The sequence below is a fragment of the Selenobaculum gibii genome (assembly GCF_030273445.1).
Taxonomy (GTDB): Bacteria; Bacillota; Negativicutes; order ICN-92133; family ICN-92133; genus Selenobaculum; species Selenobaculum gibii.
Genome location: NZ_CP120678.1, coordinates 1,853,210 through 1,869,621, shown reverse-complemented (window position 1 = coordinate 1,869,621; position 16,412 = coordinate 1,853,210). Strand labels below are relative to the sequence as shown.

Below are 16,412 nucleotides of genomic sequence, written 5' to 3'. Positions count from 1 at the left end.
TAAGACCTCTTGAGTTCAAGCTCAAGAGGTCTTATATATTCTCTTGACAAAAAAAGATATTTCTTTTACTATAATATGAGAATAATTATCAATATCAAAATCAAATATAGTTTTAAATCTATTTAAATTCTAATTTTATAAAAAGAGTAAGGAGGAAAGAAACATTATTAATTTACTTTCTCTTGATTTTAGGTGAATAAAAGAGAAAATGACAGAGTTAAAATTAGTGCAGTTACAATCGAAATATTACAGTAATGGTAAATGTATGGAATGAATTTATTAGATTAAATAAAAATTGTAGTAGGGGATGATTTTATGAAAAAGATAATGTCAATGATGGTTGCAGGGGTTATTATGACAACTATACCGGTGTACGCTGCACCTCTTGAAGTAACAGGAGATGCAAGTATAAAATACCAAAGAGATACTGCTGAAGGAGAAGATACAATCTCTGGAACGATTACTAGCATAAAGCTCATGGGAGAAATTGAGCTGGGGTCAAATTGGTCGTTATATGGACGATTGGGTGCTCAGACGACAACGAATCCACTATTAGCAGATTATAATATTTCTCCTGAAGTATATGGAGAAAATAAAAAAACAGTTGCTACGTTAGATCAATTTGGATTTAATTATCAATCTGATGAATTAGCATTAAAGATTGGACGTCAGGATATAACGATCGGCAAGACTGCTTTATTATATAGTCGTCCGGATTCTAATATTGGGAAAAAGGCTTTTGTAGATGGAATTTCTTTTGCGCAGGAAAATGAGAGTTTTGAATTATCTGGGGTAATTGCTCGTGAAGATAATTCTGATAATGAATCTAAAAATAAAATTTATGCAATGAGAGCGGGTTATAGCCCTAGCGAAGATTTTAGTTATGGAGTTACTTTGGGACGCTATCAAGGGGATGCTAGTACAAATCATTGGGCAGCAGATGTAACTTATACATATGGTAAGAGCAGCTTAACTGCTGAGTTCGCAAAATCCAATAGTGATTCAGATAATAAAGCGTATGCAATCGCACTGAATTACGAATTTGATGACAAAAATGATATTTCTATTACTGGATTTAGAGTAGAGGAATTTGCTTCTATGGGGCAACAAAGTGATTTTGACTTTGATAATCGCGGCATACATTATAGTCTTACACATAAATTGAATGATAATGCGAATGTAAATTTAGTTTATAAAGATCAAAAGACGATAAGTGAAGATATGAAAAATAAATCATTTGAAGCCACCTTGAATTATGCTTTTTAATATAGTTTTATTTTAATGTTAGATTTTTTATTAAAAGTATAATAAAGTTTTTTGTTATTTATTCTCTTGACCGTCGTTAATTGTTTAGTTAAATAATGAATAAAATTAATGACGCCGAACAGGCATGATAAAACCCCCAGCTCAGCTGGGGGTTTTAATTATAAGTAGGTTATAGTAATTTAGGAATTTGTAGTATCCTCTAGATACAGTTGTTTGCTTTTTTCATCGTATGCAAACAATTCGGCGTAGCGTCCCCAAGTGATTAGAATATTCATGTGCTTTTGGACTTCTGTTGGGGAAAATGAATTGGTCAAAATATCTTCAAAAAATTCAATGCTCATGCGTTTATTAGATTTTGATTGTAGTATGGCTATAATTTTATTAATAAAAGGTACATGTTGTATAAGTTGAGAGCGGAATAATTTCTTCCGCTCTAGTACGGAAGCTTGAGCGAAAAGAATACCTTCCGGTGTAAGTTCAATATCTCCGTCTGTGACTTTAGTAAACTTGAGAAGTGTAGTACCTTCGACAATAGGAAAAAAGTCTTCACTGTCCATCATAAAACGATCAGCTAATTTATATAAGTCGGTTTTTTTGTTCAGATCCTTTAGAAACTCCAAAAAACCAGTAAGTGCACCTGCTGATACCTGAGGAATCATGGCTATTTCGCGGTTTTTCACAGTAATGACTCTATGCGTCTCAATATGTTCTTTCTTCATCATAAGAGAATATAGTTTATCAACGAAATTGGTAAACAATGGGTCCTTTTTATCTCGACAATGAGGTAAAGTAACTTGCATATCGTAATTAATGCGTGCCGGGTTACCAGATACTACGATTATACGGTCAGCCATATAGACAGCTTCTTCAATGCCATGGGTTACCATGATGATCGTCTTGGTGGGAATCTTTTTATCTCGCCAAAGTTTTAATAAATCTCGCCGGAGATTCTCTGCTGTTAATACATCCAAGGCAGAAAAAGGTTCATCCATCAGGAGTACATCGGGGTCACTTACTAAAGCGCGCCCAAGTCCAACACGTTGCTGCATACCACCTGATAACTCCTTGGGGTATGCATTTTCAAAACCATCAAGGCCAATTACATCGATAATGTGCAATGCTTTTTCTTTCTTTTCATCATCAGCAATGGGCTTAGATTCCAAACCAAGCGTTACATTCTCTAATACTGTTAACCAAGGGAATAGAGCGAAGGACTGAAATACCATAGCAGCACCAGGGTTTACACCGTGATATTCCTTCCCTAAATAAATTATTTCCCCAGAACTGACTGGCGTTAGCCCAGCGATAATGCGGAGAAGAGTAGATTTTCCTGAGCCGGATGGGCCCAATATTGCAAGAAACTCCCCAGCGCGAATGGTGAGGTTTATGTTAGTCAAAACTGGAATAGTAGCATTACCACCCATATCCCATTTTTTCTGGACATTTTTTAATTCTATCAGAGCATGTTTACTCATAATGCTTTTCCCCTTTAATTCAAATGGTATTTAGTTTCAGCTAGTTGATAAAGTTTGCGCCAAAACAAGTGGTTAATCAGGACGACAAAAGCACACATGACGGTAATACCGCTAATAATCCCTGGCCAATCGCCCGTAGCTGTAACTTGGTTAATGAAGCTTCCTAGACCTGTAGCGCTGAGTTGATTAGATTTCCAAATTACCAGTTCGGATACAATACTAGCATTCCAGGCGCCACCAGAAGCAGTGAGACAACCGGTAATGAGGTAGGGAAAGATGGATGGCAAAATCAGTTTACGCCATCTTTGCCATTTGGAAAGATTAAAGACTGTAGCAACCTCTTTTAAGTCGTTAGGAATTGCCATAGCGCCGGCGATTACATTAAATAAAATATACCATTGAGTACCAAGCATCATTAGGGGAATGGCACCAAATTCAAAGTTAACAGCGTATTTTATATAGAATATAGCAAGGAAAGGATAGATCATATTTGCCGGAAAAGAAGCCGCTACTTGCACAATGGGTTGACAAATTTTACTTAACTTAGGACTGGTTCCGATCCAAACTCCAACAGGCACTGTCCATAGTAGCCCGATTAGGCTGGACGCCATTACTCGCCCAAGAGTGTAGAACCCAGCTTGGATAATATTTACCAGCTTTTCAAATCCCATAGAGGCCATCATATGATAGCCTTCATAAGCTTGTTGTGCTGTGTAGTACAGCGTTATAGAAAACAAGGTCCATTTTATAGTGAAAGATAAATAAGAACAGGAAGTGATACTTTGAATTTTAGCTGATGTTCGATTAGTAACATGGGCGATAAAATTAAATATATTATAAAATATTTTCCACAGAGGAATTAATGCATATTTTTGTAACCATACTAAAAATATCGATTGTTTACAAATGTCGTATACAAATGAGGTTGGAACTTCAAGAGCTTCTGTTCGTTCCATTTTAAATTTTTGCGACCATACTACAAGTGGACGCCAAAAAAGTTGGTCAATCAGCACAATCATAATAACCATCGTTAAAATAGCATAAACGAGTGCTTTCATATTGCCTTCTTCTACGGCAGTAGCCATGAAAGATCCAACACCAGGCAACCGGATACTTTCATTGAGAACGGTAATAGCCTCACTAGCCGCCAGAAAAAACCAACCGCCGCCAAAGGACATCATGCTGTTCCATACTAAGCCAATCATGGAAAAAGGTACTTCCAAGTGAATAAATCGTTGCCACCAATTCAAGCGAAGTACTGCCGCCGCTTCATGAAGTTCTTTAGGAATTGTAATCAGCGAATGATAAAAACTAAAAGTCATATTCCAACACTGTCCGGTAAAAATAGCAAAGATGGAAGCAAGTTCAACACCTAGCAAGCTACCGGGAAATAGTCCCATAAACATGGTAATAGTAATAGACAGAAATCCAAGTACCGGCACAGATTGTAAAATATCCAATAGTGGAATGAGAACCTTTTGCGCTATACGAGTTTTAGCGGCAATACTACCGTAAATCAAAGTGAAAATTAGAGATGCACCATAAGCTAAAAACATTCTAAGAAGTGACCGTCCAGCATAATAAGGTAAATCAGAAGGATCAGTGGAAATTTCCATTTGGACTTCTGTTGAAAATGGAACGGTCATTCCTACTCCCAGATGTAGGAGGGAATACAAGATTGCAAATACAAATCCGATAACCAGTATGTCGGCGAAACAAAACCGACGGGTGGGTATGTGACTACTAAATACAGACATATAAATCACTTCCTAATTTAATTGTGTTTGTGTGTAAATAGCTGGTCAGCACATCTGGTACAAGACTTTTAGGATCAGAACTATTTGCACTCACTCTATACTCATTTCCTTTACAAATAAAAAAAACTTCCTAACAGGAAGGTCTCTAAAGTCGAGAAAAATGCATAACAAAACAGCAGTAAATGACCTCACCACTCGTTTGAGTTTAGCGTAGAGTAAAGTTAAAACTCTGCCATTTTAAGTAAAACCTTATGTTGATAATATCTGTTCTACCCATTGGCGTCTCTCGACATTTCCGGGCAGTGGCCTATGTTTATATAGGAGCCTCACCTAACGAGGAAGCACTATTTAGTTAAATACTATATTAAATATAAGGCTGAATCCAAATAATGTTAACATGGTATTTTTAATTTTTTCGATGAATTTATAGATATTAAGTATAAAAAAAGGAGTTTAATTCTAATGTGAGTATACGTTCTCTTATAGTATATTTTTATAGGATAGAATGGTTACTCTTAGGTTGTAGTTTTAATGATTTAAGATAGGATGTAATTTAGAATTTAAATCTAGTTCTTAAACAAGACTTATTTATATTGACAATATGAATTTTTTGATTTACTCTGTAGTTTATGTACTATTGCAAAGAGTAAAACAATATTGTGTTTTATCCAAATGGTTAAGTCTCCATTTATCTTGCTGTTTTGAATATCACAATACTAGAGCGGAGGATATTATGTTTAGTGTAAGAACAAAAGTTAACTTTTATGAAACGGATGCTATGGCTGTGGTTCATCACGCAAATTATTTTCGTTGGTTTGAAATGGGACGGGTTGAATTTTTGCGTAAAGCTGGAATTACATTGAATGAATTAATGGCAAAGGGAATTGTTTTTCCGATTACGGAGGTTTCATGTAAGTATAAGGCTTCTGCTAAATTTGATGATTGGATTGTGATTGAAGTGACGCCGACGGCTTTAACTCCTGTGAAAATGGCTTTTACCTATCAAGTGTTTCGTGAAGCAGATCATACTTTGTTAGCCGAGGGGAAAACACAAAATCTATTTACAAACATGGAAGGGAAAATTATTCGTTTAGAGGCTGAGTATGTAGAAAAATTAAAGAAAATAGCAGAATTGTAAGATTTATTCTGTGTTTTATTTTTATATTGAAGTAATCCATGGGCTAAGGAGGGGGTGCAATGATTAATAAGAATGCACCAATCGGTATATTTGATTCGGGAATCGGTGGCTTAACGGTGGTAAAGGAAGTGCGTGCTTTATTACCACATGAAGATATTATTTATGTAGGAGATACAGCAAGAGTTCCGTATGGATCCCGAGCGACAGAGGAAGTAAAATGTTTTATGCATCAGACTTTGCGATTTTTTGCAAAACAAAAAGTGAAGATGGTGGTATTTGCCTGTAATACGATGACAGCTTGTGGATTTTCAGAGGCTGCATCAATGTACCAATTTTTGCTTGTGCCAATGAATAGTGCTGTTAAAGACGCTATTGAAGTAAGTCCAACAAAAAAAATTGGCGTAATTGCTACCCAAGGGACAATCATGAATCAAATGCATAGCAGAGCGGCTGAAAAAATTGATGCTGAGGTAGAAATTTATGCGATGGCTTGTCCGAGTTTTGTTCCATTAATTGAAGGAGGAAAAATAAGAGGAAATGAGCTTGAACAGGTTACTTCTGAGTATATGAATGAATTTAGAGGGAGTGGAATTGATTCATTAATTTTAGGCTGTACACATTATCCTTTGATCTGTGATATTTTGCAAAAATATGTTGGAAGTCAGATTCATTTAATCAACCCGGCGAAATCTACGGCGATGGATGCAATGAATCTCTTGCAAAGCGAACAGCTATTAACAGCGAATGAGAGTATGGGAGATTTGACAATGTGTTTTTCGGCTGATATCGAAAAAGCTAAGCAAATGACCCATTTAATATTAAATACTGACAAAGCTAAATTTAATTTAATAAATTTAGCAGATTATTGATGTTTTTATGTAGATTTGACCAAATTTTTGATATAATACTAATATTGTATAGATTAGTATAATTGGGGGCGTAAGTTTTGGTAGTTTTATATGGTTTAGTAGGGATAGCAGTCATCGTTGTTTTAGCGACATGGTTGTATATTGAAAATAAGGGGAATGCTCAATTCGTAGTGAAAAATACTGAGCGCAGCGAATTTAAATTAGTCGCTCAGTCTCAAAAGAGTATTACTCTGCAATGTGAAGTTGAAATTGCAAATGAAGGTAAACAATGTGGCACAATTATGGATTGTTATAGCCGTCATCTAATGCCTTATGAATATTTTGATGGTGTTGAAGTGGATTCGCGGATTCAGCGTAAGGATGCATTGCGTGAGGATGACTATTTTGAATCGTTTATTATTTATCAACGAAGCAAAGCTATCTTAATCGTTGAAGTAGAACTTATTGCGCGTAAAGATGAGTCAATTAAAGATACTTTAGTTAATATGGTGGACATGCCAATTGATATTGTCTACCAAATGGTAACACGTAAGGATTGGCATATTGAGAAATCTAGAATTGAGTTAAAAGCGAGTGAGGTAGCTCAAGCTGTGGGAATTACTTTGGCATAATTTCAGTGAATGAAAGTTTATGCTGGGGAGATAAGCAGGTCTAGACTTCCTTCGAAGTGTTTTTATATAAATAGGGAGATGTAAAGATGGCGAATGTAGAAATTATACCGGTACCAACACGGATTTTAACAGATAAAGATAATATATTAGATGTAATGGATAAATACGTGAAAGATAAAATAGGTCCGAATGATGTAGTATCTGTGGCTGAGAGTGTAGTGGCGATTACACAAGGAAGAATTGTTAGACCAGAAGAAATACAGCCTTGTTTTTTGGCACGGGTTTTATGCAGATTTATTCATCAGGATGGGAGTTTAGCAAGCCCTTATGGAATGCAGGCGTTAATGAACGTAGAAGGTATGTGGCGTGTCTTTTTTGCTTTTATTGTTGGCATGCTTGCAATGGCAGTTGGTAAACGTGGCGTTTTTTATCAATTGGGTGGTGAACAAACAGCTTTAATTGATGATGTTACAGGTACGATGCCTCCGTTTGATAAACATATTGTGTATGGACCAGCAAATCCACAAAATGTAGTGAATGAAATAAAAGAGCGGTTAGGTTGTCACGGTGTAGTTATTGCTGATGTTAACGATTTGAAACGTTCTCGTATCGTCGGCGTAACCGAAGGTACAGATGGCGCAGTAGTTGCACATTTACTTATTGATAATCCGTTTGGAAATGCGTCACAAAAAACACCGATTGTAATTATAAAAAATTTTACAAAATATAATGGCTAGTGCAGAGTATGAAACCACGGCGAAAGAGGATAGACTATAATCTATCCTCTTTCCTTGTGTTTTGATAGATTTTAAGAAAAAATTGATTAACTAAGTTGCTGTTTTCACAAAGTAGTTATAAAATAAGAGGTAGCTAAAAATAGTAGAGGATTTGTATAAAATTCGCTTAAATGACGTTAACAAATTGATAGTAGGTGAAATTGTGATTAGAGTAGATGGACGACAAGTCGATGAAATGAGAAAAGTAAAAATAACTAGGAACTATTTAAAATACCCAGCAGGCTCGGTTTTAATTGAGTTTGGAAATACAAAGGTAATTTGTGCCGCGACAATTGAAGAAAGAGTTCCTTCATTTTTAAAAGGAAGTGGAGAAGGTTGGATTACGGCAGAATATTCTTTGCTTCCAAGTTCTACGCAAACACGTAATGCACGTGAATCAATGCGTGGAAAGGTGTCGGGAAGGACACATGAAATTCAAAGATTAATTGGTCGGTCACTTCGCAGTGTAATTGATTTAAAAGCATTAGGTGAACGAACCATTATGATTGACTGTGACGTTATTCAAGCGGATGGTGGGACAAGAACTGCTTCGATTACAGGAGCGTTTGTGGCATTGGTGGATGCTGTAGCTACAATTTATCATCCGGAGAAACCATTTCCGGTAAAAGACTTTGTTGCGGCAATTAGTGTTGGCTTATTAAAAGACGGCACATCTATCCTTGACTTATGTTACGAAGAAGATTCAAATGCTGCTGTAGATATGAATGTGATTATGACAGGAGAAGGTAATTTTGTTGAAGTTCAAGGAACTGGGGAAGAGCGCCCTTTTTCTCGGATAGAAATGAATGCTATGCTTGAAAAAGCCGAAAAGGGGATACAAGAGCTCATTGATTACCAAAAGGATGTACTTGGACAATTGGTTTGGAAAGTAGGGCGCGAACCGTGAAAGAAATTGTAATTGCGAGCAAAAACAAAGGAAAAATTGCAGAAATTGAAAAGTATTTTGCTACCTTATCGGTAAAAGTAATTTCATTGGCTGAATTTCCTGAGGTTGATGAGCCAATTGAAGATGGAGATACTTTTGAAAAAAACTCTCTCATTAAGGCAAGTTATTATGCTTTGCATACGGGGAAAGCTTGTTTAGCCGATGATTCTGGGCTAGAAGTAGATGCTTTAAATTATGCTCCAGGAGTGTATTCGGCTAGATTTGCGGGAGAACATGCTACTGACGCGGAAAATAACCAAAAATTATTAGTTTCATTAGAGAATATTTCAAAAAATAAACGGCAAGCAAGATTTCGTTGTGCGTTAACATTTTTAGATACGGATGGTACTGTAATTACTTGCGATGGAAGTTGCGAGGGAGAAATTGCTTTTGCGCCTTCTGGTGATGGTGGATTTGGGTACGATCCTTTGTTTTATCTACCTGAATTAAATAAATCTATGGCACAATTATCAATGGAAGAAAAAAATAAAATTAGTCATCGCGGCAAGGCTTTAAAAAAAATGGCTGAAAAATTAGCAGGGTACTTAAGATGAGAATAGGTGTAATGAGTGATAGCCATGGTGATGAAGATGCGGTAAAAAAAGCTGTCCAAAGTGCAGGTAACGTCGATGTTTGGTTACATGCAGGGGATTATTATCATGATGTTAACTTTATTCGCAAAAATCATATAACAAAAATTGTTTCTGTAGCAGGAAACTGTGATGGGATTGGAATAAAGTGTCCAGAAGAAGAGTTTGTTCAATGTGCAGGGAAAGAAATATGGATTTGTCATGGGCATCGGTATGGGGTTAAATCCAGTACTCGCGAATTAGAATGGATGGCTAAAACATATGAGGTTGATATTGCCATTTACGGACATTCACATATTCCAGAGATGCATTGGGAGGATGAATTATTAATTTTAAACCCTGGAAGTGTATCGCGTCCTAGATTTAAAAATCCGACATTTGCCATTATTGAAATTGATGATTGGGGAAATATTAAACCTGAAATCATAGAATTGGTATAATTATCGTAAAATATATTTATTATATTATAATGAAAGTTTATTGTTTGGGGTTCTTTGGCTTATACAGCTCATAAAGGCACGAATAATCTAGCTTGGAAGGCAATTATATGTTTAAAAGTCTTTTGAAAAATTGTTGAAATGGCATAGTAAATGTGCTATCATGTTGCTGTTGAGTATATAAAAAATTTATTATTGGGAGGGTCTGAATTGCGCGAAATTGATGTGAAACAAGTTACTGAAGTTGTTTCAAAAATGTGTAAAGAAGCAGCTTATTATTTACCGGATGATGTTTATGCAGCTTTGGTAGAAGGTCGTAGGACTGAAGAATCTCCAGTAGGTAGAGACGTTTTAGATCAAATCATTAAAAATGCTGAAATTGCAAAGGCTGAAGATAGACCAATTTGTCAGGATACGGGTATGGCTATCATCTTCTTAGAAGTTGGACAAGATGTTCATTTAGTTGGTGGTGATTTGGTTGAAGCAGTAAATGCTGGTGTAGCTGATGGTTACATAAGTGGTTACTTACGTAAATCTGTTGTGGCGGAACCGTTATTTGATCGTAAGAATACAACAAATAATACACCTGCGGTTATTTATACTTCCATCGTACCAGGTGACAAATTAAAAATTAAACTTGCACCAAAAGGTTTTGGCAGTGAAAACAAGAGCGGATTGAAAATGCTTGTTCCTGCTGATGGTGTAGAAGGCGTGAAAAAAGCTGTCCTTGATATTATCAAACATGCTGGTCCTAACCCTTGCCCACCAATGGTTGTTGGTGTAGGTATTGGTGGTACTATGGATAGAGCAGCTCTTCTTTCTAAAGAAGCACTTGTTCGCTCCATTAATGTTCGTAATGCACATCCTGAATATGCAAAATTAGAAAATGAACTCTTAGAAATGATTAACAAAACTGGTATCGGGCCTCAACTTGGCGGTACGACAACAGCTCTTGCAGTTAACATTGAATGGTATCCTACGCATATTGCCGGTTTACCTGTTTGTGTAACGATCTGCTGTCATGCAATGCGTCATGCTGAAGTTGTGTTATAGGAGGGGAATGTAAAATGAGTGAAAAAATTCGTATTACAACGCCGTTAACAGAAGAAGTCTCTCGCAGCTTAAAAGCTGGTGATAGTGTACTTATCAGCGGAACGATTTTCAGTGCACGTGATGCTGCTCATAAAGCGATGACAGAAGCATTAGCGCGTGGTGAAAAATTGCCAGTGGACTGGACAAATCAAATCGTTTACTATTTAGGACCAACACCTGCAAAACCTGGTGATCCAATTGGTTCTGCTGGTCCTACTACAGCTGGTCGTATGGATGCTTATACACCTACAATGCTTGATCAAGGTATTAAAGGGATGATTGGTAAAGGCTCCCGTAGCCCAGAAGTCGTAGAAGCAATGAAAAAACATGGTGTTACTTATTTTGCCGCTGTTGGTGGCGCAGCAGCACTTATTGCAAAATCGGTTAAAAAATATGAAGTGCTTGCTTATCCAGAACTTGGTCCAGAAGCAGTTGCTGCTTTAACAGTTGAAGATTTTCCGGCTATCGTAGTAATTGATTCAGAAGGTAATAACTTCTACGAACAGGGTCAAGCACCTTATCGTAAGTTATAATATTTGACTCGTGAGGGTCGCAAAAAATATAGGAGGTTTAACATGGGTAACAATGATTTTTATGTACGTCGTCTGCATTCATTATTAGGTGTAGTACCTGTCGGTGTTTTCCTATTGGAACACTTGATTACAGTTTCGACAGTAATGGGTGGGGCAAAAAGCTTTGACGATGCTGTAGCAAAACTTGCAGCAATTCCTCATGAACTTTTAATTTTTATGGAAGTTTGTTTTATCGCGATTCCGCTATTATTCCATGGTCTTTATGGTGCATATATTGCATTACAAGCTAGAAACAATGCAATTGGAGGATATGGGTATACTCGTAACTGGCAATTCTATTTACAAAGATTGACTGCTTGGTATACTTTATTATTTTTAATTGGTCATGTTGGCTATTTACGTTTTGCAATGAAAGGTTCAGGCGTACCAATTGATTTTGCACTTGTGAGCGCACATTTAAGCAATCCTATCATATTTGTATTATATGCGATTGGTGTAGTTGCAGCGGTATTCCATTTCACAAATGGTTTATTCACATTTACTATCACTTGGGGTATCGCAAAAGGTCCTCGCATTCAATCTGTAGTTAATAAATGTGCATGGGCTTTATGCGTGATTTTATCCGTATTAGGTGTAGTATCACTTACTCGTTTTATTGCTTAATAACATCGATATAGAGATGACGATTCTATATAATCTAGATTAAGGAGAGAACCTGCGTGAAAAGTAAAATTATAGTTGTAGGTGGCGGTTTATCTGGTTTGATGGCTACCTTAAAGATTTGTGAAGCTGGCGGCGAAGTAGAATTATTCTCCTATTGCCCAGTAAAACGCTCTCATTCCCTTTGCGCACAAGGCGGTATTAACGCATGTATGGATACGAAAGGTGAAAATGATAGCACATATGAACATTTTGATGATACTGTATATGGTGGCGACTTCCTAGCTGACCAAACGGCAGTAAAAGGTATGTGTGAAGCAGCGCCAAAATTAATTAAAATGTTTGACCGTATGGGCGTAACATTCACTCGTACAGATGAAGGTTTACTTGACCTTCGTAACTTTGGTGGTCAGAAAAATAAACGTACTTGTTTCTCTGGTTCCACAACAGGTCAACAACTTCTTTATGCACTAGACGAACAAGTGCGTGCATGGGAAGTAAAAGGCACAGTTAAAAAATATGAATTCTGGGAATTCATTAAAATCATTAAAAATAAAGAAGGCGTTTGCCGTGGTATCGTAGCACAAAGCATGAATTCTATGGAAATCAGAGCTTTCCGTGCTGATACAGTTATCTTAGCTACTGGCGGTCCTGGTATGGTATTTGGTAGATGTACTGCTTCTACAATCTGTAACGGTTCAGCAGTATCCGCAGTATATCAACAAGGTGCACATATCGGTAATCCTGAATTTATTCAAATTCATCCAACTGCTATTCCTGGTACAGATAAAAATCGTTTAATGTCCGAAGCTTGTCGTGGTGAAGGTGGACGTGTTTGGGTATATAAAGATGGTAAACCTTGGTACTTCCTTGAAGAAATGTACCCTGCATATGGTAACCTTGTACCTCGTGACGTAGCATCTCGTGCAATTTATGATGTTTGCATGAATCAAAAACTTGGTATTAACGGCGAAAACAGAGTATATCTTGATCTCTCTCATATTCCAGCTGATTATTTGGAACATAAATTGGGCGGTATCATTGAAATTTATACAGAATTTGTTGGTGATGATCCTCGTAAAGTTCCAATGCAAATTTATCCTTCAGTTCATTATTCTATGGGCGGTATTTGGGTTGACAGAAAACATAACACAAATATTCCTGGACTTATGGCATCAGGTGAGTGTGATTACCAATATCATGGTGCAAACCGTCTTGGTGCTAACTCTCTTCTTTCCGCTGCATATTCGGGAACAGTTTCTGGTCCAGAAGCTATGCGTTGGGCTAAAGAAGGCGAAAAAGGGTCTGAACTTACAGATGCTGAATTAGCACAAGCAGAAAAAGAATGTCTTGACGAATATCAAGCGATCTTGAAAATGGATGGCTCTGAAAATGCGCATCAACTTCACCATGAACTTGGCGATTTGATGAACAAATATGTAACAATTGAACGTGTAAATAAAGATCTTGACTACTGTTTTGCAGAAGTGAAAAAGATTCTTAAACGTTGGGAAAATATTGGTTTAACGGATAAAGGAAACTGGGCAAACCAAGAAGCTATGTTTGTAAGACAACTTCGCAATATGATTCTTTATGCTTTAGTTGTAACAAAAGCTGCACGTTTGCGTGATGAAAGTCGCGGTGCTCACTTCAAACGCGAATTCCCTCAACGTGATGACGAGCGTTTCATGAAGATTACTGTTGCTGCTTATGATCCAGCTACTGAAGAACCTGTAATCAGTTATGAAGATTTTGATCATTCTTTAGTAAAACCTCGTCCTCGTAACTATGCTGTTGCTAAGAAGGAGGCTAAATAATCATGGCAGAAACTAAGAAAAAAGTACATTTTATTATTGAAAGACAAGATAGCCCTACAAGTGCTCCTTACACAGAAGAATTTGAAGTTGACTATCGTCCAGCTCTTAACGTAGTTGCGGCTCTTATGGAAATTCAAAAGAACCCTGTAACAAAAGATGGTAAAAAAACAACTGCTGTTGTTTGGGAATGTAACTGTCTGGAAAAAGTATGCGGTGCCTGCATGATGGTTATCAATGGCAAAGCTCGCCAAGCTTGTGCAGCTTTGATTGATCATTTGGAACAACCAATTCGTTTAGCACCAGCTCGTACTTTCCCTGTAATCCGCGACCTTGCGATTGACCGCTCTGTAATGTTTGAAAGCTTAAAACGTGTACAAGCATGGGTGAAAGTTGACGGTACTTGGGAAGTTCATAATGACGCTCCGCGTCAAAACCCTAAAACTGCTGAAACTGCATACGAAATTTCTCGTTGCATGACTTGCGGTTGTTGTATGGAAGCTTGTCCTAACGTAAATGCAGGTTCTGATTTCATTGGTCCTGCACCTACAGTTCAAGCGCATTTATTCAACTTACATCCAATTGGAGCGTATTCTAAAGAAGAACGCTTGAATGCTTTAATGGACAAAGGTGGCATTAGTAGCTGTGGTAACAGCCAAAACTGTGTACAAGCATGTCCAAAAGATATCAAACTTACTGAATATCTGGCACAATTAAACAGAGATACAAATAAGCAAGCGTTAAAAAACTTATTTAATAAATAAGAAATGTTTGTTAAAGCCCTGCGCTAAAGCGCAGGGCTTTTTATTTACAATTTTCTTTTTAAGTGTTAAAGTAATAGAGTTTAGAATAAAATTTTAAGGAAGAAACAAAAGTATGAACAAATTTTTTCAACTCTTTACATATACTTTAAATAAAAAAAGCTTATTAACCGTAATGAGGGGGAGCTTTATGCTATACATTTTTCTTGTATTCGTTTTTATGGGGGTTATGACAGAAGCATGTTTTGCTTCTGGAATAACAAATTATCCACGTCTAAATACAGCAGAGTTTTGGCAAGGAATAGAGAAAGATGGCGATGAACTTATACTAAATGATGAAGAAGTAGCAAGATTTAATCAAGAAATAATAGATAGAAGTAACAGCGTATATGATTTAAGCAAATATCCAACATTAATTTCAGGAACTCAATTGAAAAAAATGTTAGAAACAGAGGTGTTAGATGAATCTGTTTTTATCGGATCGCACCTTATGTCTAAGGCAGAAAAAGAAAGATTACTAAGTGAAAGAAATTTGACTGAGATTTTTGAAGATAATAAAGTTCAGTATGGCGTTGTTGTAAGAAGAAGTAATTTACGGACGTTACCGACAGTGGAAGGGATATTTGAATCAGCCGAAGATAAAGAGTTTGATTACTTGCAAGAAACTGCAGTTGATCCATCTGAACCAGTCGTTATTTTACATGAAAGCAAGTCCAAAGAATTTTATTTTGTTCAAATGCGCAATTACTATGGCTGGGTATTAAAAAAGGATATTGCATTAGCGAATCGCGAAATGTGGCTCACCTATGTACAGCCAAATCGTTTTCTTACTGTCTTAACAGATAAGATAGCACTGCAAGGGGCAAATGAAGCTGTAATTTATCAAATGGGGAGTAAGATAAAATTAGCAGAAAGTGCTGAAAGTTTTTATCAAGTAATTTTACCGACACGTAATGCAGACGGGAATTTAATAGAGATTTCTCAAAACATAGCGAAAACCATTGAGTTAATAGAAGGAAACTTACCCTATACGAAAAATAACATTATTCAACAATCCTTTAAGTTTCTGCAAGAACCATACGGATGGGGTGGGTTAAAAAATAGTGTGGATTGTTCAAGTTTTATTGCTGATATTTATCGTTCTTTTGGCATTGATTTGCCACGTAATGCAGATGAACAGGAATTGACAGCAGGAAAGTATATCCCGATGTCCTCTATGTCAAGTGAAGAGAGAATGGATACTTTAAAGCAACTAAATGCTGGTGATGTAATTTTTTTTGACGGGCACGTAATGCTTTATCTAGGTATGACAAATGATACACCTTATATTATTCATTCATTAGGAAGCCATACACTCCATCAAAATGGCATAAAAGAAAAAGTTAGAGTAATGAAAGTTGTAGTTAGTGACTTGTCTTTAAAAAGATATAGTGGAATTTCTTTTTTAGATGCACTAACAGGTACAATAACATATCAATTTTAAATGGGGTTTTCAAATGACAGAGAAGAAAGGCTTAAATGAAGTAACAATATCTAAATTAAAGAATCAAGTAGAAATGTTGCGCAAGCAGATTATTCACGTCAGCAACGATTTGGAATATGAACATTTATTGCATCAGATTCGAGATTTAAACCGAATTATACAGAAAAATTCCGGTAGTAAATAATATTACTACCGGAATTTTGT

Annotated in this window: 17 protein-coding genes and 1 riboswitch; of the genes, 15 read left to right on the top strand and 2 right to left on the bottom strand. The window is 36.5% G+C overall.

Annotated elements, in window-relative coordinates:
- The first annotated feature begins 315 nt into the window (after window positions 1–315).
- A complete protein-coding gene (locus tag P3F81_RS08915) occupies window positions 316–1,266 on the top strand; it encodes a porin family protein (RefSeq protein WP_147670473.1) in 951 nt (316 codons plus the stop codon).
- A gap of 179 nt (window positions 1,267–1,445) precedes the next feature.
- Here P3F81_RS08915 and P3F81_RS08910 read toward each other — a convergent pair whose 3' ends face one another.
- Window positions 1,446–2,741 (bottom strand): ABC transporter ATP-binding protein, encoded by a 1,296-nt coding sequence (locus tag P3F81_RS08910; RefSeq protein WP_147670475.1) that lies wholly within the window; start codon window positions 2,739–2,741, stop codon window positions 1,446–1,448.
- A 14-nt stretch (window positions 2,742–2,755) separates the two neighbouring features.
- Complete coding sequence (locus P3F81_RS08905) at window positions 2,756–4,387, bottom strand: ABC transporter permease (RefSeq protein ID WP_309320337.1); 1,632 nt, start codon at window positions 4,385–4,387, stop codon at window positions 2,756–2,758.
- A gap of 294 nt (window positions 4,388–4,681) precedes the next feature.
- A riboswitch (M-box (ykoK) riboswitch) is annotated at window positions 4,682–4,843 on the bottom strand.
- 388 nt (window positions 4,844–5,231) lie between these two features.
- Here P3F81_RS08905 and P3F81_RS08900 point away from each other — a divergent pair.
- The 14 genes from P3F81_RS08900 to P3F81_RS08835 all read left to right on the top strand — a co-directional run bounded on the left by P3F81_RS08900 (window position 5,232) and on the right by P3F81_RS08835 (window position 16,392).
- Window positions 5,232–5,636 (top strand): acyl-CoA thioesterase, encoded by a 405-nt coding sequence (locus P3F81_RS08900; RefSeq protein ID WP_147670479.1) that lies wholly within the window; start codon window positions 5,232–5,234, stop codon window positions 5,634–5,636.
- Window positions 5,637–5,695: 59 nt separating this feature from the next.
- Entirely contained in the window at window positions 5,696–6,505 is an 810-nt protein-coding gene (murI, locus tag P3F81_RS08895) for a glutamate racemase (protein ID WP_147670480.1), read from the top strand.
- A gap of 77 nt (window positions 6,506–6,582) precedes the next feature.
- Window positions 6,583–7,116: a hypothetical protein gene (locus P3F81_RS08890; RefSeq protein WP_147670482.1), complete on the top strand. Its 534-nt coding sequence runs from the start codon at window positions 6,583–6,585 to the stop codon at window positions 7,114–7,116.
- An 86-nt stretch (window positions 7,117–7,202) separates the two neighbouring features.
- Window positions 7,203–7,853, top strand: coding sequence for a coenzyme F420-0:L-glutamate ligase (locus P3F81_RS08885; RefSeq protein ID WP_147670485.1), 651 nt, complete (start codon window positions 7,203–7,205; stop codon window positions 7,851–7,853).
- Between the two features lie 202 nt (window positions 7,854–8,055).
- Window positions 8,056–8,799 (top strand): ribonuclease PH, encoded by a 744-nt coding sequence (gene rph / locus P3F81_RS08880; protein WP_147670487.1) that lies wholly within the window; start codon window positions 8,056–8,058, stop codon window positions 8,797–8,799.
- A complete protein-coding gene (locus P3F81_RS08875; RefSeq protein WP_147670489.1) occupies window positions 8,796–9,392 on the top strand; it encodes an XTP/dITP diphosphatase in 597 nt (198 codons plus the stop codon). The genes rph and P3F81_RS08875 overlap by 4 nt, the downstream gene beginning before the upstream one ends.
- Entirely contained in the window at window positions 9,389–9,868 is a 480-nt protein-coding gene (locus P3F81_RS08870) for a metallophosphoesterase (RefSeq protein WP_147670490.1), read from the top strand. Before P3F81_RS08875 ends, P3F81_RS08870 begins: the two co-directional genes overlap by 4 nt.
- 252 nt (window positions 9,869–10,120) lie before the next feature.
- Entirely contained in the window at window positions 10,121–10,918 is a 798-nt protein-coding gene (locus tag P3F81_RS08865; protein WP_434064771.1) for a fumarate hydratase, read from the top strand.
- A 14-nt stretch (window positions 10,919–10,932) separates the two neighbouring features.
- Entirely contained in the window at window positions 10,933–11,490 is a 558-nt protein-coding gene (locus tag P3F81_RS08860) for a Fe-S-containing hydro-lyase (protein ID WP_147670494.1), read from the top strand.
- Window positions 11,491–11,532: 42 nt separating this feature from the next.
- Window positions 11,533–12,153, top strand: a complete 621-nt coding sequence (locus tag P3F81_RS08855; RefSeq protein WP_147670496.1) for a succinate dehydrogenase/fumarate reductase transmembrane subunit — start codon at window positions 11,533–11,535, stop codon at window positions 12,151–12,153.
- A 101-nt stretch (window positions 12,154–12,254) separates the two neighbouring features.
- Window positions 12,255–13,967: a succinate dehydrogenase flavoprotein subunit gene (gene sdhA, locus P3F81_RS08850; RefSeq protein WP_309320792.1), complete on the top strand. Its 1,713-nt coding sequence runs from the start codon at window positions 12,255–12,257 to the stop codon at window positions 13,965–13,967.
- Between the two features lie 2 nt (window positions 13,968–13,969).
- Window positions 13,970–14,728: a succinate dehydrogenase iron-sulfur subunit gene (gene sdhB / locus P3F81_RS08845; RefSeq protein WP_147670500.1), complete on the top strand. Its 759-nt coding sequence runs from the start codon at window positions 13,970–13,972 to the stop codon at window positions 14,726–14,728.
- 187 nt (window positions 14,729–14,915) lie between these two features.
- Window positions 14,916–16,208 carry a C40 family peptidase gene (locus P3F81_RS08840; protein ID WP_309320335.1) on the top strand — a complete coding sequence of 431 codons (1,293 nt, stop codon included), beginning with the start codon at window positions 14,916–14,918 and terminating at the stop codon, window positions 16,206–16,208.
- A gap of 13 nt (window positions 16,209–16,221) precedes the next feature.
- A complete protein-coding gene (locus P3F81_RS08835; RefSeq protein WP_309320333.1) occupies window positions 16,222–16,392 on the top strand; it encodes a hypothetical protein in 171 nt (56 codons plus the stop codon).
- Window positions 16,393–16,412: the final 20 nt, after the last annotated feature.

Bases quoted from the DNA above. Each gene is read 5' to 3' on its own strand.
- P3F81_RS08915 (WP_147670473.1), top strand. From the start codon at position 316: ATGAAAAAGATAATGTCAATGATGGTTGCAGGGGTTATTATGACAACT.
- P3F81_RS08910 (WP_147670475.1), bottom strand. From the start codon at position 2,741: ATGAGTAAACATGCTCTGATAGAATTAAAAAATGTCCAGAAAAAATGG.
- P3F81_RS08905 (WP_309320337.1), bottom strand. From the start codon at position 4,387: ATGACCGTTCCATTTTCAACAGAAGTCCAAATGGAAATTTCCACTGAT.
- P3F81_RS08900 (WP_147670479.1), top strand. From the start codon at position 5,232: ATGTTTAGTGTAAGAACAAAAGTTAACTTTTATGAAACGGATGCTATG.
- murI (WP_147670480.1), top strand. From the start codon at position 5,696: ATGATTAATAAGAATGCACCAATCGGTATATTTGATTCGGGAATCGGT.
- P3F81_RS08885 (WP_147670485.1), top strand. From the start codon at position 7,203: ATGGCGAATGTAGAAATTATACCGGTACCAACACGGATTTTAACAGAT.
- P3F81_RS08870 (WP_147670490.1), top strand. From the start codon at position 9,389: ATGAGAATAGGTGTAATGAGTGATAGCCATGGTGATGAAGATGCGGTA.
- P3F81_RS08865 (WP_434064771.1), top strand. From the start codon at position 10,121: ATGTGTAAAGAAGCAGCTTATTATTTACCGGATGATGTTTATGCAGCT.
- P3F81_RS08860 (WP_147670494.1), top strand. From the start codon at position 10,933: ATGAGTGAAAAAATTCGTATTACAACGCCGTTAACAGAAGAAGTCTCT.
- P3F81_RS08855 (WP_147670496.1), top strand. From the start codon at position 11,533: ATGGGTAACAATGATTTTTATGTACGTCGTCTGCATTCATTATTAGGT.
- sdhA (WP_309320792.1), top strand. From the start codon at position 12,255: ATGGCTACCTTAAAGATTTGTGAAGCTGGCGGCGAAGTAGAATTATTC.
- sdhB (WP_147670500.1), top strand. From the start codon at position 13,970: ATGGCAGAAACTAAGAAAAAAGTACATTTTATTATTGAAAGACAAGAT.
- P3F81_RS08840 (WP_309320335.1), top strand. From the start codon at position 14,916: ATGCTATACATTTTTCTTGTATTCGTTTTTATGGGGGTTATGACAGAA.
- P3F81_RS08835 (WP_309320333.1), top strand. From the start codon at position 16,222: ATGACAGAGAAGAAAGGCTTAAATGAAGTAACAATATCTAAATTAAAG.